This is a genomic window from Arthrobacter sp. ov118, from assembly GCF_900116495.1.
GTDB lineage: Bacteria > Actinomycetota > Actinomycetes > Actinomycetales > Micrococcaceae > Arthrobacter.
Genome location: NZ_FPAY01000003.1, coordinates 156,632 through 177,047 on the forward strand (window position 1 = coordinate 156,632; position 20,416 = coordinate 177,047).

Consider the following 20,416-nt stretch of genomic DNA (forward strand, 5'->3'; position numbering starts at 1 on the left):
GGGTGGTTACTGCCTGGAACCATACTAAGCATGCTGATGGATACGTGCGGGCCAAAGGCTCGACGGCGGGGTGGCCAGCGTTCTAGGTCGACCGTTCCAGGCAACAGACGGGTTAGCCGGTGTTGCGCAGGCCGGCGGCGACCCCGTTGACGGTGATCAGCATGGCGCGCTGGAGCCGCTCGTCGATTTCGGCCCCCGATATGGTCGCCCCCGCCTCGGCCCGGACCCGGCGCAGGAGTTCCACCTGCAGGTAGCTGATCGGGTCCAGGTACTGGTCCCTGATCTCCAGGGAGCGCTTCAGGGTGGGCTGGGCGTCGAGGATGACGTGCTCGCCGGTGAGGTTCTGGATTTCCTCGACGGTGAGCTCGTACTCGTCCCGGATGGCGCGGAACAGGTGATGCAGCTCCTCGGGCACCAGGGTGGAGACGTAATAGCCGGCAATGTCCATGTCCGTCTTGGCCAGGGTCATCTCCACGTTGGAGATCACCGAGCGGAAGAAGTGCCAGCCCTCGATCATCTCCTTGAGCTGGGCGGAGTTCCCGGCCTCGCGCGCGGCCTTGAGGCCGGAGCCCACGCCGAACCAGCCCGGAACAATCTGCCGTGACTGCGTCCATCCGAACACCCAGGGGATGGCCCGCAGGCCTTCAAGTCCGGCGCCGGAATCGGGCCGCTTGGAGGGACGCGATCCGATGTTCAGGGACCCCAGCTGCTCCACCGGGGTGGAGGCCATGAAGTAGGCGGGCAGGTCGGGGTCGTCAATCAGCGCGCGGTAGCGGTCAAACGCGGCGTCGGACACGGTTTCCATTACGTCGCCGTACCGCACCCGCTGGTCCTCGGAGGTGCGCGGGGCGCGGTGCAGCGCCGAGCCCTGCAGCACCGCGGCGAGGGAGAGCTCCAGGTTTTCGCGGGCCAGCTCCGGCAGGGAGTACTTGTCCGAGATGACCTCGCCCTGCTCGGTGAACTTGATCTCGCCCTCGAGCACGCCATTGGGCTGGGCCATGATCGCGTCGTACGTCGGGCCGCCGCCGCGGCCCACGGAGCCGCCGCGGCCGTGGAAGAGGCGCACCCGGACGCCGTGCTTCGCGGCCACGTCCCGCAGCTTGCGCTGGGTCTTGTAAATTTCCCACTGGCTGGTCATGACGCCGGATTCCTTGTTGGAGTCCGAGTAGCCGAGCATGATTTCCTGCACGTCGCCGCGCAGCCGCACCAGTTCGCGGTAGGAGGAATCGGAGAGCAGCCGGTCCACGATCTCGGCGGAGGCGCGCAGCTCCTCGACGGTCTCCAGCAGCGGCGCGAACCCGATCTTGGCGTAGGGGGCCTCGCCGAAGAGGTTCACCAGGCCGGCCTCGCGGGCCAGCACGGCCGCGGCCAGGACGTCGTCCGCGCCGCGGGTCATGGAGATGATGTAGGTCTCGATCACGTCGGGCCCGTAGGTGCGCAGGGCGCGCCGGATTTCGCGGAAGACGTCGTAGGTGCCGTCGGCGACGCCGTCGAGCTTGATCGGGTGGCCGGAGAGCGGGCGACGGGAGGCGAGTTCGGAGCCCAGCACCTCGAGCCGCTCGGCGCGGCTGAGTTCCGCGTACCGGACGCCGGGGCCGCCGAGGCGGTCCATGAGCTGCCCGACGGCGTCGTGGTGGTGGTCGGCGTGCTCGCGGATGTCGAGGGTGGCCAGGTGCAGGCCAAAGGAGGAGATGGCCCGGCGGACCCGGGACAGGGCGCCGTCGGCGGCCAGCGCGGCGTGGTGGTTGCGCAAAGACCGTTCCAGCAGTCCGAGCTCGGCGAGGAGCTCCGCGGTGGCGGTGTAGTCGCGGCCGGGCTCGTGCGCGGATCCGGCCGAGACCCGCCGGCCGGTGTTGATCAGCTTGGCCTTGATGCAGGTCAGCTTGAGCCGGTACGGCTCCTGCGCGTTCAGCTCCAGGACGCGGCGGTCGATGCCCGGCAGGTTCCCCAGGTCGACGTCGATCGAGTCCAGCAGTTCCTGGTCCGCCCCGGCCAGCGCGGTCGAGTTGGACAGGATGGAGATGAGCCCGTCGATCAGGCCGATGCTGATCCGCACGGCGTGCTGGTTCTGGATCTGGAGGATCTCGCGGGTAACCGCGGCCGTGACGCTGGGGTTGCCGTCCCGGTCGCCGCCAATCCAGGAGCCAAAACGGATCGGGGCCTTCTCCGGCGGCAGGGTGACGCCGTGCTCGGTGAGCAGTTCCGATAGGTCGGAGAGCATTTCGGGCATGGCGTCGCTGAGGATGCCGGTGAGGTAGTAGATGGCGTTCCGGGCCTCGTCCACGGGGGTGGGCCGGACCTGGCGGAGCTCGTCCGTCTGCCACATCTGGTCGATCACTTCGGACAGGTTGCGGTCCTGGCGGCGGCGCGCGGACGTGCCCTCCTGGGTGGATTCGGCGAGGATGTCCGAGAGCCGGCGGATCTTGTCCAGCACGGAGCGGCGGGAGGCCTCGGTGGGGTGCGCGGTGAAAATGGGACGGACGTCGAGCTCGTTGACCACTTCCTGCAGCACGGAGTTGCCTGCCTGGTCCGCGATCTCTTCCACAGCCTTGGCGAGCCAGCCGTCCTTCTCCTGCCGGGTGCGCAGGCCGCGGACCCGGTGGACCTGCTCGGCGGCGTTCGCCAGGTGGAAGTAGAACGCGAAGGCCCGGACCAGGTCAGTGGCCTGGTCCAGCGGCAGGGAGCCGAGCAGTTCACGGACCTGGGCGACGACGTCGTACGAGCTCCACGGACCGGTGGCGTCGGCCCCGCCCCGGGCGGCCTCCTTGGATTCCTTGGTCAGCAGGCGCACCTGCTCGACGAGGTCAAGGAGTTCCGGCCCGTGCTGGCGGACCAGGGATTCGCCCAGGAGGGTGGAAACCCGGCGGACGTCGGCGCGGAGTTCGGCGGCAAGATCGGTGTCGGAATGCATTGCAGTGTCAGCCATGGAAACTATCTTTCGAGGGTTCGACTTGGCTCGTACACTGCGCTGGATACTGTGAGCCCGATTACTTCTTCCCATGGGATGTTACTCGCACGCCTCCCCGGCTGGAATTCCGTCTCAGATAATGTCGGCCCGTGTTACACCGCCCGGCAACCGATTTGCCCGGCACCCAAGTGGCCCGCAGCAGGGGCCGTTTTTGCGCGCCCATAGCGGTCCCTATCCGCGGGCTACTCGGGCGCGGGAGTGTCAGCGCGCGATCTTGAAGTTGAAGTCCGCGTTTCCGAAGGCACCCCAGAGCCGCAACCAGATTGGCAGGAGCATCTCGGCGCCGCGCGCCGTGGTGATGTCGCCCAGGTCGATTATGTCCCGGTGGCCGAGGTCCGCCAGCAGACCAGCCACCGCCGACTTGGCGTCCGCATCGTTGCCCGAGACAAAAACGGAGTGGTCGCCGCCAGCAACGCTTGCCGGATCCACCATGATGCTGGCGTTCATCGTGTTGAGCGTTTTCACCACGCGGGCATCGGGGAACGTCCGCTGGATCTGCTCGCCGAGGCTGTCCGTGTTCACCGGGTTCAGCGAGGGCGGGAAGCCTTGGGACAAGTCGAGCGGATTTGCGATGTCCACGATCACCTTGCCGGACAGGTTGCTGGCCCCGGCGGCGGCCAGCGCGTCCAGAGAGCCAGTGCCGTTGGTGGCGTTGACGACGATGTCGCTGCCGGCAGCGGCATCCTCGAAGGTGGTCAGCCTGATTCCGGCATGCTCCGCGTGCCACTGGGCGAACGGAACGCCGCCCATCGGACCCGGCTCGGTCCTTGCCAGCGTCGCCTGCGGGTCGCGGGTTCCAATGACGACGTCGTGGCCGAGTTTTGCCAGGGCGTCCGCGACGGCGGGGCCGACCGTGCCGGTGCCGAATACTGCAATCTTCATAGCATCCTCACTTCAAATCCGTGGAGTAGACAGGTCCGTCTACGCTTGGGCATGAGACTACCAGACAGATCTGTCTACGGACAGATGTCTGGGCTGGGCCTGCGGGCTGCCAGGGGCGCCGCGCTGGAAGGGGCCGCTACATCCTGCGCCCCCCTCCCTGCACCTAGACAGACTTGTCTGTGTACGATTGGGGCATGACGCCGCCAGCAGCCACTGCCCCGCAGGCCGCCCGTGCCGCCACAGGCAACGCCACTGCGGGCAACGCCAGGGAAAAGATCCTGGCCACGGCTTTCCGGCTCTTTTATGCGCAGGGCTTCCGAGCGGCCGGCATCGACACGATCATTGCCGAGTCCGGCGTCGCTAAAGCGACCTTCTACAAGTACTTTCCGGCCAAGGACGAACTCATTCTGGCGTACCTGGAGAAGGTCGACGCCGTCTGGACCGGGCAGCTTCATGCCGCCGCCGAAGCTGCCGGGGACGAGCCGGCCGCGCAGCTCGTGGGCCTGTTTGATGCCTTGACCACCGCCTGCCGGCGCGACGGCTACCGCGGCTGCGCCTTCATCAACGCGGCCGCCGAATCCCCCGCCGGCACCCGGGTCCACGACCGGACGGTGGCCCACAAACAACAGGTCCTCGCCTGGATCCGGGACCTGGCCGGCCGCGCCGGCGCCCGGGATCCGGACCAGCTCGCCCGCAGCCTGACCCTCCTGCTCGACGGCGGACTCGCCAGCGGGGTCCTCGACGGCAGCCCGGATGCGGCCAGCGCGGCCCGGTCCACCGCCGCCCAACTCGTGGCAGCCAGCCTCAAAACCCCGCCCGCCCCCGGAGGAAACCCATGAACGCCCCTGAGCCCGCGCCCGGTTCAAAGCAACCCGGTTCAAAGCAACCCGGTTCAAAGCAAGACGGTTCCAACCAAGACCCGCAGCTTGCCCGCTGGCAGCGCTTCCGGAACAGCCGCAATGCCGCACTGGCAAGCGAATACGGCTGGCTGACGCTGACGTCTTTTCAGTGGCTTGAGGAGCGGCCGACCGGCGTCGAGTTCGTCCCCGGACTCTGGTCCACCGACGGCACCACGGCCTTTCTCACCGCCGCAGCGTCCGACGGGGTGAGCCTCGTGGACACCGGCGAGCCCGTGGACGGCACCGTCAGCGCCGTGCTCGCGGACGAGGAATCGCTGATGTGGGTGCAGTACGGCGGTGATGACGGCCGGCAGGTAGTGGTGGAACTCGCGATGCGGGCAGACAAATATGCCATCCGCACCCGGGACTCGAAGTCGCCGGTGTTCACCGAGTTCGACGGCGTGCCCACCTTCGACTTCCGGCCGGACCTGGCGGTCGAGGCCCGGTTCGTGCCCTACCCCGAGCCCGTGGACGTCCCGATCGGCACCGCCAATCCCCTGGTCGACGGCGTGCACCGCTCGGTGGGCGAGCTGGTCTTCCGGCTTCCCGGCAAGGACCACGAGTTCCGTCTGCAGGCCGAAGAGGAGAAGCTCGGGGCCCTGACCGTGACCTTCCACGACGAGACCAACGGTGAGAGCACGGACGAGTGGCGCAAGGTCTCCACCGCACGCCCCCGGCCGGACAACACGGTGATCCTCGATTTCAACCGGGCGATCAACTACCCGAGCGCCTTCACCCCGTACGGCACCTGCCCCATGCCGGTGAAAACCAACAGCCTCGACTACCGGATCGAAGCCGGCGAGAAAGAGCCAGCGCTCTTTTAAGTGATCAGCCCGGGACGAGCCACGGATGGCTAGACGATCGCCGACACGCCCGTCACGGCACGTCCGGCAATCAGGGTGTTGATCTCGAACGAGCCCTCGTAGGTGTAGATCGCCTCGGCGTCGGAGAAGATCTTGGCCATCCGGTAGTCGGTGACGATTCCGTTGCCGCCCAGCAGGGACCGGCCCATCGCCACGGTTTCGCGCATCCGGGCGCTCACATAGGACTTCGCGAGCGCCACCTGCGGCATGTCCGCCGCGCCCTGCTCCTGCAGCTGCGCGATCCGCACCATCATGCCCATGCTGGCCACGGCGTTGCCGAGCATGGTCACCAGCTGCTGCTGGACGAGCTGGAACTTCGCCAGCGGGCGGCCGAACTGCCGGCGTTCGACGGCGTACTGCCGGGCGACGTCGAACGCCGCCAACTGCTGCCCCACCGCCTGCCAGGCCACCATGATCCGGGAGCCGCGCAGGAGCTCGTTGGTGTCCTCGAAGCTGCTGATGCCGGCGAAGCGGTCCGTTTCGGCCACCCGGACGTCGGTGAAGGTGATGTCCGCGTTCTGGACTGTGCGCAGGGCGATCTTGTTCTCGATCCTGCTCCGGCTCACCCCCGGCAGGGTGGCGTCGACGATGAAGCCGCGGATGCCGCCGTCGGCCTCATCCCTGGCCCAGACGAGCATGTAGTCGCAGAACGTCCCGTTGCCGATCCAGCGCTTGGCGCCGTTGAGCAGCCAGGCATCGCCGCCGTCGGCCGCGACGCCGGGGACCCGCCGCGCCCGGGTTTCCATGCCGCCGGCCACGTCCGAGCCGTGGTCCGGTTCGGTGAGCGCAAAGGCGCCCGTGGTGCGCAGGCTCGCCGCATCGTCGAGCAGCCGCGCCCTCTGCTCCTCCGAGCCGAAGCCGTAGAGCGATTCCACGAAAAGGTCGTGGTGGACCAGGAAGAAGGTTGCGAGCGACGTGTCCACCCGGGTCATTTCGGCGATGATGATCCCCGCGAACAGGTGGCTGTAACCGCGCTGCGCCGGGGCGCTGAGCTCCAGGGCGGCCAGCTTGGGCAGGATGTGGGCGGGAAATTCGGCGTTGTTCCACCAGTCGCAAGCGAACGGGGCGACGTCGGTGGCCAGGAACTCCCGCAGCTCGGACAGTTTGGCCTGCTCGGCCGCGCTGAGCAGGGATTCGTAGTCGAAAAAGTCAGCCGTGGGCAGGCCGGCCGTAGCTTGGGCGCCCGCCGCGGCCGGCAAGGCCCCGGTCATTCCGGAACTGGTCATTTTGGACCTGGTCATTTCGGACCCATGCGGATGGCACCGTCGAGGCGTATGGTCTCGCCGTTGAGCATGGCGTTGTCCACAATGTGCGCGGCGAGGTTCGCGTATTCGGCGGGGCGGCCCAACCGCGAGGGGTGCGGCACCTGCTGGCCAAGGGAGTCCTGCGCCTCCTGCGGCAGCCCGGCCATCATCGGGGTCTCGAAGATCCCCGGGGCGATGGTGACCACCCGGATCAGGGAGCGCGCGAGTTCGCGGGCGATCGGCAGCGTCATGGCGGCCACGGCGCCCTTGGAGGCGGCGTAGGCGGGCTGCCCGATCTGGCCGTCGAAGGCCGCAACGGAGGCGGTGTTGATGATGACGCCGCGTTCGGGGCCGCCGAGCTCCGTCATGGCGGGCTCCGCGGCAGCCATCGCGGCCGCGGCCAGGCGGATCACGTTGAAGGTGCCCACGAGGTTGATCTGGATGACACGGCTGAACGTCTCGAGCGGCAGGACGCCGTCGCGGCCCAGCACCTTGCCGGGGGTGGCGATCCCCGCGCAGTTCACCACGACGCGAAGCGGGCCCAGCGCCACGGCGGCGTCGACGGCGGCCTGCACCTGCGCCTCATCGGTCACATCGGCGGGGACAAAGACGGCCGTGCGGCCACTAGCCGAGCCCGAAGCGGTCAGCTCGGCTGCGAAAGCGTCCCCGGCGGAGGCCGGCAGATCCACGAGCACCACCGACGCACCGGCGTCGAACAGGCGCCTGGCCGTGGCGGCCCCGAGACCTGAGGCCCCGCCCGTGATCAGCGCGACAGTACCCTTGATGTCCATCCATCCTCCTTGATGTGGAACCGAACCCCGGCCGCGAACCCGACACAAAGCGGTGCTTGCAACAGCGCCCGCAGGGAACATTAGTTAGTGAATGTTAACTGGAATACGCACTTTCCGCACCTTGACCGGCACCCGCGCCCCACGCCCGACGCCCCGCGCCCGCATGGGGGCCCGTTCCGGTCACAGCCGCGCCGCCCCCGCCGTTAGGCTTGGGCCATGACCCGAGCCGACTCATCCTCCACCCCCAAATGGTCCTTCCGCGCGGACGAGGCCGCCCGATCGGTGACCAGGCTTTTCGGGCAGCGGCTCTTCTTCCTGCCGGGGACACACATCGCCGCCACCCTCCGGCCCTCGGGCCGCCTGCAAAACCTCTCCCGGCCCTGGCACTACTGGTGGCAGGCGCACTACCTGGACTGCCTCGTGGACACCGGCCGCCGGGAGCTGGGCTCGGCGGAGCATTCGGGACCCAAGTTCGACGGCGAGAACCGGCCCAGCGCCGGCAGGCTCGCCTCCCGGCTGGTCACGGGCATTCGGCTGCGCAACTTTTTCACGCTTGTGAACTTCTCAGCGGTCAACAACTACTACGACGACATGGCCTGGCTGGCCCTGGCAACGCAACGGCTGGACAGACTTGCCGAGGACACCCGCAAACATACCGGCCGCGAGCGCAACGCCAAGATCCTGCAGAGCCTCACACTGCAGTTCGACTCCGCCTCCACGGACGACCTCGGCGGCGGCACCTTCTGGAGCAGGAAGCGCGACTTCAAGAACACGCCCGCCACCGCGCCGGTCGCCCTCTACTATGCGCGAACGGGGAACCGGGCCAAGGCCCAGGCGCTGCTCGATTGGCTGGACGCCCGCCTCTACGAGCCCGGTCAGGGCCTGTACCGGGACGGCCTGCGGATTTCCGGCACGGGCGATGTGGCGCTGGTAGAGACCATTTACACCTACAACCAGGGGCCCGTCCTCGGCGCGCTGCTGGAACTCGGCGGCGAGGGGAACCTCGCCCGGGCGGCTGCGCTGGTTGACGCCGTAGCGCGGGGCCTCACCGAACCGGCGCCGCTACTGGGCCGCAGCGCTGCCGTGTTGCGCTGCGAAGGAACGGGAGACGGCGGGCTCTTCACCGGAATCCTGGTCCGCTATCTGGCCCTGGCCGCCCGCGACGATCGGCTGCCTGCCGAAACCCGCGCCACGGCGGCGACGCTGGTGAACGATACAGCCGAAGCCTTGTGGGAAGGGCGCCGGATTCTCCCGCCGCAGGACCGCCTGGCCCGGCCGGGGAGTCATCTGGTCTTTTCCGACAGCACAGCGCTTCCCGCCCGCCGCAGCTATCCGGAGGGAGCAGCCGTCGAACTCTCCACCCAGCTCCAGGCGTGGATGGTGTTCGAGGCGGCCGCCTCGGCCGCCTCGGCAGGCGCGCCCAAGCCCGTTTGAATTAAGTCACGCAATAGTGTCGTAATTCATGTGATCCTGATCACAGAAAGGCCGCTCGGGTTGGTTGCTTAGGTTTGGCTAACCTACAGTCGTTCTTAGTGAGCATGCCCTAACTTCCCCGCTCACGGGGAGCAGGCACCTACGACGACTTCCTTGCAGAAAGTAGCCCCATGAAGATCCGCACCAACGCTCTGGCGGGCATCGCCCTGGCCGCCACTGCCGCATTGGGCCTGGCCGCCTGCGGCTCCGGCTCGCCCTCCCCTGCCGCCAGCGGGACCGCCACAAACGGCACGGCCTCCGGCGAGATCACGGTCTATAACGCCCAGCACGAGTCCCTGACCAAAGAGTGGGTAGACGCGTTCACCGCCGAAACGGGCGTCAAGGTCACCGTGCGCCAGGGCGACGACACTGAGATGTCCAACCAGATCGTCCAGGAAGGTGCGGCATCGCCGGCTGACGTCTTCCTCACCGAGAACTCTCCCGCCATGGCCCAGGTGGAAAACGCCGGGCTCTTCGCGGACGTGGACAAGGCCACTGTGGATCAGGTCCCCGCCGAGTTCCGCCCCTCGACCAACAAGTGGACCGGCATCGCCGCCCGCTCCACTGTCCTGGTCTATGACAAGAACAAGATCAGCGCGGACAAGCTGCCCAAGTCGATGCTGGACCTGGCCAACCCCGAGTGGAAGGGCCGCTGGGCCGCCTCGCCGTCCGGCGCCGATTTCCAGGCGATCGTTTCGGCCCTGCTGGAACTCAAGGGCGAAGCCGCCACTGCGGAATGGCTCAAGGGCATGAAGGAAAACTCCAAGGCCTACAAGGGCAACAGCACGGCCATGAAGGCCGTGAACGCCGGCGAGGTGGACGCTGCCCTGATCTACCACTACTACTACTACGGCGACCAGGCCAAGACCGGCGAAAACTCCAAGAACGTCACGCCGTACTACTTCAAGAACCAGGACCCGGGCGCCTTCGTGTCCATCTCCGGCGGCGGCGTGCTCAACTCCTCGAAGAACGCGGCAGCGGCCCAGGCCTTCCTGAAGTTCATCACCGGCAAGAAGGGCCAGGAGGTCCTCCAGATGGGCACCTCGTTCGAATACGCCATCGCCTCGGACGTTCCGTCCAACGACAAGCTGGTTCCGCTCAAGGAGCTCCAGGCGCCCACCGTGGATCCGGCCAAGCTCAACTCCGCCAAGGTCACCGAGCTGATGACCCAGGCAGGACTGCTGTAACTGAAGTGACTAGCAAGCTGGCGGTCCCCGGTCCATTTGGGGATACGACGACGGCGGGCAGGGGCAAGCGCCCCCGCCCGCCTTTCGGCGTCTCCGTGGTTTCCATCCTGGCGGTCCTGATCGCCTTGTTCTCCCTGATACCGCTGGTCTACGTGGTCTTCATGACGGCCGCCACCGGTTGGGACACCGCCGTCGCCCTGATCGTGCGCCCCCGCGTGGGCGAGCTCCTGCTGAACACCGTGCTGCTGACAGTGGTGACGGTGCCGCTGTGCCTGGTGTTCGGCGTCGGCGGCGCCTGGCTCGTGGAGCGCACCAACCTGGTGGGCCGGAAATGGTGGGCCGTGCTGCTCGCGGCCCCGCTGGCCATCCCCGCCTTCGTCAACAGCTACGCCTGGGTGTCCGCGGTGCCCTCCATGGGCGGGCTGTGGTCCGGAGTCCTGGTAGCCACCCTGTCCTACTTCCCGCTGGTGTACATCCCGGCCGCGGCGACGCTCAGCCGCCTCGACCCGGCCATCGAGCAGTCCGCGGCCTCCCTGGGGCTCGGCGCCTGGTCTGCTTTCTTCCGCGTGGTGCTGCCGCAGCTGCGTATCGCCATGACCGGCGGCGGACTGCTGGTCGCGCTGCACCTGCTGGCCGAATACGGCGCCTTTGCGATGATCCGCTTCGACACGTTCACCACAGCGATCATGGTGCAGTACCAGTCGACCTTCAACGGCACCGCCGGGAACATGCTCGCCAGCGTCCTGGTCTTCCTGTGCCTGATCCTGCTTGTTGTTGAAGTCCGCAGCCGCGGCACTGCCCGGTATGCCCGGATCGGCTCCGGGGCCCAGGCGCGCGCCCTGCGCCTGCCGTTGCACGCTTATCAGCTGCCCGCCCAGCTGTCCCTGATCGCGCTTACCGGGCTGGCCTTCGGCCTGCCGCTGACGTTCGTGCTGCGCTGGGTGGTCGCCGGCGGCCCCGAAGTCTGGGCGGCGGAGGAGTTCATGCCGGCCCTGCTGCAGACCCTGATTTACGGCGTCGCCGCCGCCGCCGTCACCACCCTGGTCGCGTTCCCCATGGCTTATCTGGCCGTGCGGCGTCCCGGCTGGTTCAGCAAGTCCCTGGAGCTGTCCAACTACATCACCAGCTCGATGCCCGGGATTGTGGTGGGCCTGGCGTTCGTGACCGTGAGCATCCGGATGCTCCCCAGCATGTACCAGAGCTCCGGGCTCCTGATCGCGGCGTATGTGCTGCTGTTCCTGCCGCGGGCCCTGGTGAACCTCCGCTCCGGCCTGTCACAGGCGCCGAAGGAACTCGATGAGGCCGCGCAGGCGCTCGGGAAGCCGCCCCTGCTGGCCTTCTTCCGGGTGACGCTGCGCCTCACGGCCCCCGCTGCCGCCGGGGGCGCGGCCCTGGTGTTCCTGGGTATCGTCAATGAACTCACGGCCACCCTGCTGCTCTCGCCCAACGGGACCCGCACGCTCGCCACCGAGTTCTGGAGCAAAAGCAGCGAGATCGACTACGCCGGCGCCGCCCCCTATGCGCTGCTGATGATCCTGATCTCGGCGCCGATGACCTACCTCCTTTTCCAGCAGTCCAAGAAAGTAGCCGGACAGTGACCGATTTTTACCCCACGCGCGAGGCGCCCTCCCGACTCCCCGAGCCGCGGATCGCGGCCTCCGTGGCCCCCAGCACCAACAGCCACCTGGAGATCGACGCGGTCACCAAGAACTTCGGCGCCCAGGCCGTCCTCCAGGGCGTCAACCTCTCGGTGGCCAAGGGCGGAACGACGGCGATCGTGGGGCCGTCCGGCTCCGGCAAGACCACGCTGCTGCGGCTGATCGCCGGGTTTGAGCACCCCGATACCGGCAGCATCTCACTCAAGGGCAGCAAGGTGGCGGGCGAGAACGCCTGGGTCCCCGCGCACAAGCGCCACGTCGGCTACGTGGCCCAGGACGGCGCGCTGTTCCCACACCTGACGGTGGGGCAGAACATCTCCTTCGGCTTGGACGCCGGCAAGCTCCCCGGCGGGCACCGCGGCGTCAAAGCGCGGGTCGGCGAACTGCTGGAAATGGTCTCACTGGACCCGGCGATGGCCAGGCGGCGCCCGCACCAGCTTTCCGGCGGCCAGCAGCAGCGGGTTGCGCTCGCCCGGGCACTGGCCCGCGAGCCGGAACTGATGTTGCTGGACGAGCCGTTCTCCGCCCTTGACGCTGGCCTGCGGGTGGCCACTCGCCGCGCTGTGGGCCAGGTCCTGAAGGACGCCGGCGTCACCACGATCCTCGTCACGCACGACCAGGCCGAGGCACTGTCCTTCGCCGACCAGGTGGCCGTGATGCGCGGCGGCCGGCTGGCCCAGATCGGCAACCCCTTCGTGGTCTACACCCGCCCGGCAGACCGGGCCACCGCCGAGTTCCTGGGTGACGCCGTCATCCTGGATGCCTGGATGGAAGGCTCCCTTGCCACCTGTTCGCTCGGCGGCATCCCGGTGCGCCGGCCGCCGGCCCAAGGCCGGGTCCAGCTGATGCTACGGCCCGAGCAGATCCGCATTGCCGAGGACGGCCCCATCCGCGGCACCGTGGTGGACACAGACTACTTCGGCCCCGAGACGACGGTGCGGCTCCAGCTCCCCATCCCGCCGGTCCTGGCCGCGGGCGCCGTTCCGGACCACCGCTATCCGGGCGGCGGGGAAATCATCACAATCCGGCACTGGAACGCCTCCATCGCCCGGCCCGGCACGGAATTGAGGCTGCGCGTGGTGGGCGAGGCCGTGGCCTTCCCGATGGACGAGCAGCCCGCGCCGTAAGGGGCACCCTATAGGGACATGCTGTCGCCAATGGAGCGGGTCGCCGTAGGCCCGTCATAGGCTGGGCGCATGACTGTTCAGCCAGGCCTGCACCGCCAATACTGTTCCGTTGCGGCCCCCACTCAGCTGTGGCTCGATCCGGACGGCCGCCTGGACGGCCGTCTGCCCGGAGAGGCAGGCCCTGCCGGCGCCGGTAACCCTACTGATCCTGCCGGATTCACTGGCCTCCTCCACGGCGACACCCGGATGCTGTGCCGGGCCCTGGTGCGGGTCAACGGCTTGGAACCCGAACCGGCCACAGTCGAGGCGGAGCCCGGCGGCGTCCTGCGCGTCCGGGGACTCGTCCGGGGGATCCCTGGCCCCACGGAGGATCCCGCGGTGGAGCTCGTCCAGACCTGGACCGTGACGCCCGGCGTGGTGCGGCACAGCCTCCAGCTGCGCACATCCCTGGATTCCCTCGACGTCGAGGTCGAGGTCGAACTGGCTGCCGACTTCACCGACATGGCGCAGATCCGCCTGAGCCGCTTCCGAGAGGCGTCCGAGCCTGCCAAGGCCGACCAGTCGGCGCTGCGCTGGCGGGAGGGCGGCAAGACCCTGTCGGTCGCGGCTCCCGGCGCCGTGACACCGGACGGCCGGCTCGCCTGGCGCGGAAGCCTGGGCCGGGGCCGGACCTTCGAGGCCGAATGGCAGGCCGTCCTCACCGACGAGGACGACGCCGTAGTGGCGGCCCGCCCGCCCTCGTCGCGGCCGCCGCGGACCGGGCCGGCGGGGGCTTTGGGCCTGCTCCTGGACAATTCCCTCGATGAAGTGGCCGGGCTCCGGCTGGCCACCCGGCAGTTGCCGGACGCTCCCTTCACCGCCGCCGGGGCGCCGTGGTACTTCACGCTGTTTGGACGGGACTCGCTCTGGGCCGCCCGGCTGCTGCTGCCGCTGGAAGCTGGACTGGACACCGGGCTGGCCGCCGGAACGCTGCGGGCACTGGCGGCCTTCCAGGGCACGCGGACAGATGCCGCGGCCGCCGAGGAACCCGGCAAAATCCTGCACGAACTGCGGGCGAAGGAACTCGTGCTCGAGAGCCAGGGCCTGCGCCTGCCGCCGGTGTACTTCGGGGCCGTGGATTCGACGCCGCTGTGGCTTTGCCTGCTCGGCGAACTCTGGCGAGCCGGCCGAAACGACGACGCCGTCCGGTCGCTGCTGCCAAACGCGGCGCGCGCCGCGGACTGGCTGCTCGCCGCCGGGGCGCCCGGAACGGGGAACGGGGGCCCAGCGGCCGCCGGGGACGGAACGGCGAACGGGGGGTTCCTCAGCTACCGCGACGCCACCGGGCACGGGCTGAGCAACCAGGGCTGGAAGGACTCCCGGGACGCAATGCAGTTCAGGGACGGCCGCCAGGCCGTGGGGCCGATCGCCTTGTCCGAAGTGCAGGGCTACGCGTACCAGGCAGCGCTGGAAACAGCCGAGATATTTGACGCTTACGGCGAGCCCGGCAGCCAGGCACTGCGGGACTTCGCCGCCGCCCTCCGGGTCAGGTTCCGTGAGCGCTTCTGGGTTGAGGACGAGGCCGGGCCGTTTCCGGCCATGGCCCTGGACGGGCACGGCATTCCCCTCGACATCCCGGGTTCGAACATGGGACACCTGCTGGGCACCGGCCTCCTGGACCAGGCCGAAGCACGGATCGTGGCAGACCGGCTGGTGAGCCCTGAATTGTTCTCCGGCTACGGGGTTCACACGATTTCGCGGCGCGCTGCGGGGTTTTGGCCCTTCAGCTACCACTGCGGCTCGGTTTGGAGCCACGACACCGCCATCGCCATCCGCGGCCTGCTGGCCGAGGGTTTCATCGCCGAGGCACGCCTCCTCGCCGACGGCCTGCTCGCGGCCGCGGCGTCCTTCGGGCACCGCCTGCCCGAGGTCTTCGCCGGCATACGGGCCGAGGACTCGGAAGTGGCGGTGCCGTACCCGGCGTCGTGCCACCCGCAGGCGTGGTCCTCAGCCTCAGCGGTGGTGATCGCCCAGGCGATGGGCGTCGGTCTCTGACGGACTTGCCGCCGCAAGGTCCGCTTCCGCCGCCGGCCGCGAGACCCAGGCGGTGCGCAGCCCGTCGGCCAGGATGACGATCCCGGTGACGGCAAGCATCAGGCCCGTAGACGCAAGCACGTCCGTCAGCCAGTGGTAGCCCAAGTACAGCCGGCTATAGCCCACCACCAGCGTCCCAGCTGCGGCGGCCGTGAAGGCGAGCACCGACGTCGTCCGTGTGCCGGACAGTGTTCTGGGCTGTGTGCCCGGCCGTTTGCCCGGCTGTGTGCCCGCACGCGGGCCGCGGGAGGCCACCAGCAGGTAGCAGAGGACGAACAAGAAGACGGCGGCACCGAAGGTATGGCCGGAGGGGAATGACAGGGCATCGTCGGGTCCCAGCATGAAATACCTGGCTGCAGGCCGGCCCCTGCCGACGTCGTGCTTGATGAGGGTGGATACTGCAAAGGTGACCGCCATGGCACCGACCAGCAGGGCGGGACGCCAGATTTCCCGCTTCCAGACCGCCCAGCCCAGGCCCAACGCGCAGCCGATCACAGTCATCCATAACGGCGAGGTCACCGTGGTCACGGCTGACAGGATTGCGGTGGCGAGCGGGGTGCGGGATGCCACGATTCCGTCGTGCACGGGCACGTCCAGTTCGGCCACGCCGCTGTTCGACTGCACCGCGGCGAGCACGGCCCAGAAGACGGTCTCCCCCGCAATCAGCAGGCCGGCCGCCACGAAGAAAAGCCTCCGCTGGGACGGCAGCGGGGCGGAGGGTCGCGGGGCACGCTGGGCAAGGAGCATCGCTCTATCTTGGCAGCAGCAACTACCTGGGGCCCAGAAGGTCGCTGGGAATTCACTGGGGGCGTCGGGGCCGGCGGCGCCCCGTGCGGGAGGCCGCTACAGTTCGGGGGGCCGTTTGGCTTGCGGGTACGGCGTTTCGAACCGGGCGAGCATCTCAACGAACCCGGCGATCTTCCTTTCCCGGGTGGAGGCCTGCTTGACCGCGTTTGTCCGGTAGATCAGGGCGTACCGGTTCACGGACGTCAGGACCTCGAACATCGCCTGCGCCCGGGGCTCCGCCGCGATGGCTGCGGCGAGGTCAGCGGGGACTTCCGCGCTGGCTGAGCCCACATAGGCGGCCTCCCAGCGCCCGTCCGCCTTGGCGGAGGCGACGGCGGCCTGTCCGGCCGGGGTCATCCGCCCGGCTGACTCCAGCCGTTCGATCCGCTCCACGTTTCGAGCTGACCAGGCGCTCCTAGGCCCCCTCCGGGTCATCCGCTGGAACGAGCTCTCCTCGTCACGCCGCCGGCCCTGCCCGTCGATCCAGCCAAAACAAAGCGCCTCCTGCAGTGCGGCCTCGTAGTCCAGTTCGGTGACCGAGCCGCCTTTCTTGTGCAGCACCAGCCACACACCGGGACTGTCCGCGTGGTGTCGCTCCAGCCAGGCGCGCCACTCGGCAGCATCCTTCACCAGCAGTTCCTCAAGTTCAACAGCCATGGCCCCATTGTGCCCCGCGGGGCTGACCGGATGAGTGCTTTGGTGGCACCATGTGTTGTGGAGCCAAACCCGTCCCTGCCGAGGAGATCCCATGCTGCGCGTCCGCCCGATCCACTACACCTCCCGCATGGATCAGTGGGAGCGGCTGCTGTCCGCCCTCGGCATGGTGCGGACGGTCGACAACGGCGACTGGCAGGAGTTCGACGCCGGCTCGGGCCGCCTCGCCTTGCACCGCGTGGCTGCCGGCGGCAGTGCGGGCAGCGCCGGCTCCGTGGGTGCCGGCGGGGACGTGCCGGACGGGAGGACGGACTTCGGCGTCGAGGTCGGAGACCTCGCCGAGTTCGCGCGCCGCACCAACGCGGCCAGCGCTGAGGACGGAAACGCCCCGGCGGAGCTGGTCCAGGCCCGGCACGGCGAGAGCTGCCGGATCACGGGCGAGGACGGGTTCGGCTTCTTCGCGGACAAGGCAGCCCACGGCGCGCAGGGCGCGGACGCCGATCCTGCCCTGGCCGTCGTCGAGGTCTGGTTCACCCCGGATGCGGCCGCCGCCGCTCAAACATTGCGGAACATTGGCGCCCGGCTGCGCCCGTCCCCGGACGACGACGAAACCGCGGATTTCACGGCGAAAAACGGCGGCGTGCTGATGGTGCGGCCCGCCAGCGGCAGCGCCCGGTCCGGCCTGGGCTTTGAATACACCGGCGATCTCTCCGCCCTGCGGGACCGCCTGGCGGCCGCGGGCCACCAGGTCAGCATGACGGAAGAGGCCTTCGGACGGAGCCTTCACGTGGCCAACCCGGACGCGGCGGACCTGCCGGACAACCCCAACGGCGCGATGCTGTGGATTTCGGCGAAACCAGCGGGCTCCTGACCGAAGGTCACCAGGACCTCGACGGAGGGGCGGCCGCGGAGGAACCGCGGACATGTCCGCCGGTGCGGTGCTGGCCTGCGCTGTTGGTAGTGGACATGTCCTGCGAGCATTAAGGCCAGGCGCCGGGTTCGGGGCGGGGATGGGGTAGAACTTAAGCATGAATGTGCGCACCCCTGATCCGAATCCCGGCTGGCTCTCCGACGACGACCTGTTTGAAGCGCGCGGCAGGCTGCCGATGGTTTACGTCGAGGCCGTTCCGGTCCGGCTGGACCCGCTCGGATTCGTCAATGAGGTCGGCACCCTCCTGCAGGCCGATGAGGACGGCACCATGGTCCGTTCCCTGGTCTCGGGCCGGGTCCTGTACCGCGAGACCGTCCGCGCCGCGCTGCTCCGCCATATGGAGAAGGATCTGGGTCCGCTCGCGTTCCCGCAGTTGCCTGTCAGCCCGGTGCCGTTCACCGTGGCGGAGTACTTCCCGTCCCCGTCCCATACCGGCTTCACCGACGACCGCCAGCACGCCGTTGCGCTCGCCTATGTCATTCCAGTCACGGGCGAATGTTCCCCGCGGCAGGACGCCCTGGAGCTGACCTGGATGACCCCCCAGGAGGTCATGAGCTCGGACGTTCAGCTTGAATTCAGCGGCGGCCGCGGCGCCCTCATCCGGCAGGCGCTCGCTTTCGCGGGGGTCGGCAACTAGACGTCTCATCAGGGACCGGCGCCTCCCGGGGCGCTCGGGGGAACACCGGCGTCCCCGACTTCACGGACCCGATTTTGTAGACTGGTGGGCGGACCGCAAGAGAACTCTAAGGACTCCCGATGACCCACCCGCCCGCCTCCCGGAACTACAGTGAACAGCAGGCCGGATCTCTGCGAGCCGGTGACCACCTGATCCTGCCCGACGGAAACCGCTCCGCCGAAGTCCATCGGGTGGACGTCGAAACCGACGATTTCGGTACGCCCGCTATTGTCCTGGCGACCCTCAGCGGCGGCGGCGTGCTCAGGATCGCGGCGGGATCAGCGGTCCGGCTCGCCGAAGACGACGACTCCGGGTCGGTCATACCTGGCACGGACGCACTTGGCACCGACGCGCCCAGGACCGACGCACCCGGCGACGGCACGCCCACCTCGGACGCGACCGGTACGGACGTGCCAGAACCCGCGGAGTCGGGCACCGCCGACGCCGCCCCGCAGCACGGCATGCCTGCCGCTTCCGACGGCGCCACTTCCGCCACCCCTGCTTCCGACGGCGTTACCTCCGCCGACGCCGCTTCGGACGCCGATCCCTCCGCGCCGGCGTCCGGAGGGTTCTCCGCCCAGGCCGGGGAGCCTGGCGCCCCGGCGGCGCACGGCGTCGTCGTTCCACCGCAGCCTGCTGCGCCGCCCGCGGTGAGCGGACCCAGCGAAGCGGACCTGGCGCTCATCCCGACGCCGGACGGCACGCCGGAATCCGTGGTGGAGGCGGTCGCCACAGCGCATCCCGGTGCCGTCGGCGTGCTCCTGCTGAGCGAACGGCTCGCCAAGGGCATCAATACCAAGTCCGGAAGCTGCCTTAAGGATCTCAGCGACCTCGCCCATGAACTCTTCGTCATCCTCAAGGACGCGGAACACGCCCTGGCGGTCGCGGATCTGCTCAACGTCCTGCCGTTTGACGGCAACCCCGGCCGCTGGGCCTCAGTGGAGGCCTCGCTGGCGCTCTCCAGCTACATTTGCCGCCAGCTGGGGCAGGACGAGCGCGCCGCCGTCTACGAAAAGTTCCTCCGCGCGCCCGAGGCCATGGAGACGGACCCGTTCAAGGCCCGGATGAACGCCAAGGTGCGGCAGCGCTCGCTGAACGAGCCAAACCTGTACGACAAGGAAATCTTCCGCTCGATCGACAGCGCAAACCCGGATGCCGAACGCGAATGGCGGCTGCTGCGGCTCGAGGCGCTCCTGTTCCTGCGCGCCCACGGCGGCTCTGAGACCATCGGCGCAGCCGAGCTGGAGCGCCGGATCGGCAACGAGCTGGAATCGGTCCGCGCCTGACCTGTGCGGGTTCCACCGCGGGTCCCACCCGTCGGGACGGATCCGTTCCGCCTATCCCTCCGGCCCTACCCGTGCCGGGCCGGGCGTTGTAGATTCACCCCATGACGAACAATCTGAGCGTTGTGATCAATTCTGACGCGCAGCAAGTTTGGACCATGCTGCGCGAACCCGCCAGGATCGCCCAATGGCACGGGTGGGAGGCCGATGACCAGGCGGCCGAAATCAACGAAATCTACTTCGGCCCGAATGTGGTCGAGGGTGCGGACCATACTTCCCTGGTGGTCGACGGCGGAGACGTCTTCACCCTTAAACCTGTCCCCAACGGCACGGAAGTCAGCGTCACCCGGGCCGCGGTGGACCACAATTCCGAGTGGGCCGCCTGGGACGAGGACATCACCCAGGGCTGGCTGACCTTCCTCCACCAGTTGCGTTTCGCCTTGGAACGCCACCCGCATGGCAAGCGGCGGACCTTCTTCTTCGCCGTCCCCGGTTCCGAGGGATCAGCGATCGAGAAGCTCGGGCTCGGCGATGTTCCCGCCCGGGGAGAGGTCTATTCGCTCACCCTGCCCACCGGCGAGGAGATCTCCGGCAAGGTGTGGTTCCGCAGCAACCACCAGGTCGGCCTGACGGTCCAGCACTACGCGGCGCACGGGGACGGCCTGCTGATCGTCGCGGACCAGCCCGCTATCGCCGACCTCCGGCCCGACGGCGGATCCCTGGCGATCGTCTCCACTTACGACCTCGGGGCGCATCAGCTGGAGGTGATCCGCAACTATTGGGACAAGTGGCGGGCTGAGAACTACCCCACATCGGATCCCGTCCACTAAGGCCTGGGCAGCGTTAGCTGGCACACTTGAACCGTGCCAGCCAATCCTGTCTCCGAGCCCGTTTCCCATCCTGTCTCCGATTCCCTTTCCG

The 20,416-nt window shown here is 68.6% G+C and carries 17 protein-coding genes; 11 read left to right on the top strand and 6 right to left on the bottom strand.

The window, feature by feature from the left end; all coding sequences use genetic code 11:
* Positions 1-112 precede the first annotated feature (112 nt).
* Together ppc and BM372_RS08270 are read right to left on the bottom strand one after the other, a co-directional pair.
* Positions 113-2,926 carry a phosphoenolpyruvate carboxylase gene (ppc, locus tag BM372_RS08265; protein ID WP_090954043.1) on the bottom strand — a complete coding sequence of 938 codons (2,814 nt, stop codon included), beginning with the start codon at positions 2,924-2,926 and terminating at the stop codon, positions 113-115.
* A gap of 243 nt (positions 2,927-3,169) precedes the next feature.
* Complete coding sequence (locus tag BM372_RS08270) at positions 3,170-3,850, bottom strand: NADPH-dependent F420 reductase (protein WP_090954046.1); 681 nt, start codon at positions 3,848-3,850, stop codon at positions 3,170-3,172.
* 194 nt (positions 3,851-4,044) lie between these two features.
* On the opposite strand from BM372_RS08270, the gene BM372_RS08275 reads away from it, so the two are divergent.
* Positions 4,045-4,689, top strand: a complete 645-nt coding sequence (locus BM372_RS08275) for a TetR/AcrR family transcriptional regulator (protein WP_090954049.1) — start codon at positions 4,045-4,047, stop codon at positions 4,687-4,689.
* A complete protein-coding gene (locus BM372_RS08280; RefSeq protein ID WP_090954051.1) occupies positions 4,686-5,573 on the top strand; it encodes a DUF1684 domain-containing protein in 888 nt (295 codons plus the stop codon). Before BM372_RS08275 ends, BM372_RS08280 begins: the two co-directional genes overlap by 4 nt.
* A gap of 29 nt (positions 5,574-5,602) precedes the next feature.
* Here the strand turns inward: BM372_RS08280 and BM372_RS08285 are convergent, their stop codons facing one another.
* On the bottom strand, positions 5,603-6,823 hold the full coding sequence (locus BM372_RS08285; protein ID WP_090954553.1) for an acyl-CoA dehydrogenase family protein: 1,221 nt from the start codon (positions 6,821-6,823) through the stop codon (positions 5,603-5,605).
* Positions 6,824-6,849: 26 nt separating this feature from the next.
* A complete protein-coding gene (locus tag BM372_RS08290; protein ID WP_090954053.1) occupies positions 6,850-7,647 on the bottom strand; it encodes an SDR family NAD(P)-dependent oxidoreductase in 798 nt (265 codons plus the stop codon).
* A 216-nt stretch (positions 7,648-7,863) separates the two neighbouring features.
* On the opposite strand from BM372_RS08290, the gene BM372_RS08295 reads away from it, so the two are divergent.
* The 5 genes from BM372_RS08295 to BM372_RS08315 all read left to right on the top strand — a co-directional run bounded on the left by BM372_RS08295 (position 7,864) and on the right by BM372_RS08315 (position 15,126).
* The gene (locus BM372_RS08295; RefSeq protein ID WP_090954055.1) at positions 7,864-9,081 is read left to right on the top strand and encodes a glycoside hydrolase family 76 protein; all 1,218 of its coding nucleotides are present in this window, start codon (positions 7,864-7,866) and stop codon (positions 9,079-9,081) included.
* Positions 9,082-9,251: 170 nt separating this feature from the next.
* Positions 9,252-10,307 carry an iron ABC transporter substrate-binding protein gene (locus BM372_RS08300; protein ID WP_090954057.1) on the top strand — a complete coding sequence of 352 codons (1,056 nt, stop codon included), beginning with the start codon at positions 9,252-9,254 and terminating at the stop codon, positions 10,305-10,307.
* Between the two features lie 5 nt (positions 10,308-10,312).
* A complete protein-coding gene (locus tag BM372_RS08305; RefSeq protein WP_090954059.1) occupies positions 10,313-11,905 on the top strand; it encodes an ABC transporter permease in 1,593 nt (530 codons plus the stop codon).
* A 50-nt stretch (positions 11,906-11,955) separates the two neighbouring features.
* The gene (locus tag BM372_RS08310; RefSeq protein WP_177235951.1) at positions 11,956-13,092 is read left to right on the top strand and encodes an ABC transporter ATP-binding protein; all 1,137 of its coding nucleotides are present in this window, start codon (positions 11,956-11,958) and stop codon (positions 13,090-13,092) included.
* 69 nt (positions 13,093-13,161) lie between these two features.
* On the top strand, positions 13,162-15,126 hold the full coding sequence (locus BM372_RS08315; RefSeq protein WP_090954061.1) for a glycogen debranching N-terminal domain-containing protein: 1,965 nt from the start codon (positions 13,162-13,164) through the stop codon (positions 15,124-15,126).
* Here BM372_RS08315 and BM372_RS08320 read toward each other — a convergent pair.
* A complete protein-coding gene (locus tag BM372_RS08320) occupies positions 15,085-15,912 on the bottom strand; it encodes a phosphatase PAP2 family protein (RefSeq protein WP_090954063.1) in 828 nt (275 codons plus the stop codon). The two genes, BM372_RS08315 and BM372_RS08320, sit on opposite strands and share 42 nt — an antisense overlap.
* A gap of 96 nt (positions 15,913-16,008) precedes the next feature.
* A complete protein-coding gene (locus BM372_RS08325) occupies positions 16,009-16,608 on the bottom strand; it encodes a YdeI/OmpD-associated family protein (RefSeq protein ID WP_090954064.1) in 600 nt (199 codons plus the stop codon).
* A gap of 91 nt (positions 16,609-16,699) precedes the next feature.
* Here BM372_RS08325 and BM372_RS08330 point away from each other — a divergent pair, with 91 nt between their 5' ends.
* The 4 genes from BM372_RS08330 (at position 16,700) to BM372_RS08345 (ending at position 20,325) form a co-directional block, all read left to right on the top strand.
* Complete coding sequence (locus BM372_RS08330) at positions 16,700-17,476, top strand: hypothetical protein (protein WP_090954066.1); 777 nt, start codon at positions 16,700-16,702, stop codon at positions 17,474-17,476.
* 157 nt (positions 17,477-17,633) lie between these two features.
* Entirely contained in the window at positions 17,634-18,173 is a 540-nt protein-coding gene (locus BM372_RS08335) for an NUDIX hydrolase family protein (RefSeq protein ID WP_090954068.1), read from the top strand.
* A 119-nt stretch (positions 18,174-18,292) separates the two neighbouring features.
* Positions 18,293-19,498 (top strand): DUF6707 family protein, encoded by a 1,206-nt coding sequence (locus BM372_RS08340; protein ID WP_090954070.1) that lies wholly within the window; start codon positions 18,293-18,295, stop codon positions 19,496-19,498.
* A gap of 101 nt (positions 19,499-19,599) precedes the next feature.
* Positions 19,600-20,325, top strand: coding sequence for an SRPBCC family protein (locus tag BM372_RS08345; protein ID WP_090954072.1), 726 nt, complete (start codon positions 19,600-19,602; stop codon positions 20,323-20,325).
* The last annotated feature ends 91 nt before the right edge of the window (positions 20,326-20,416 follow it).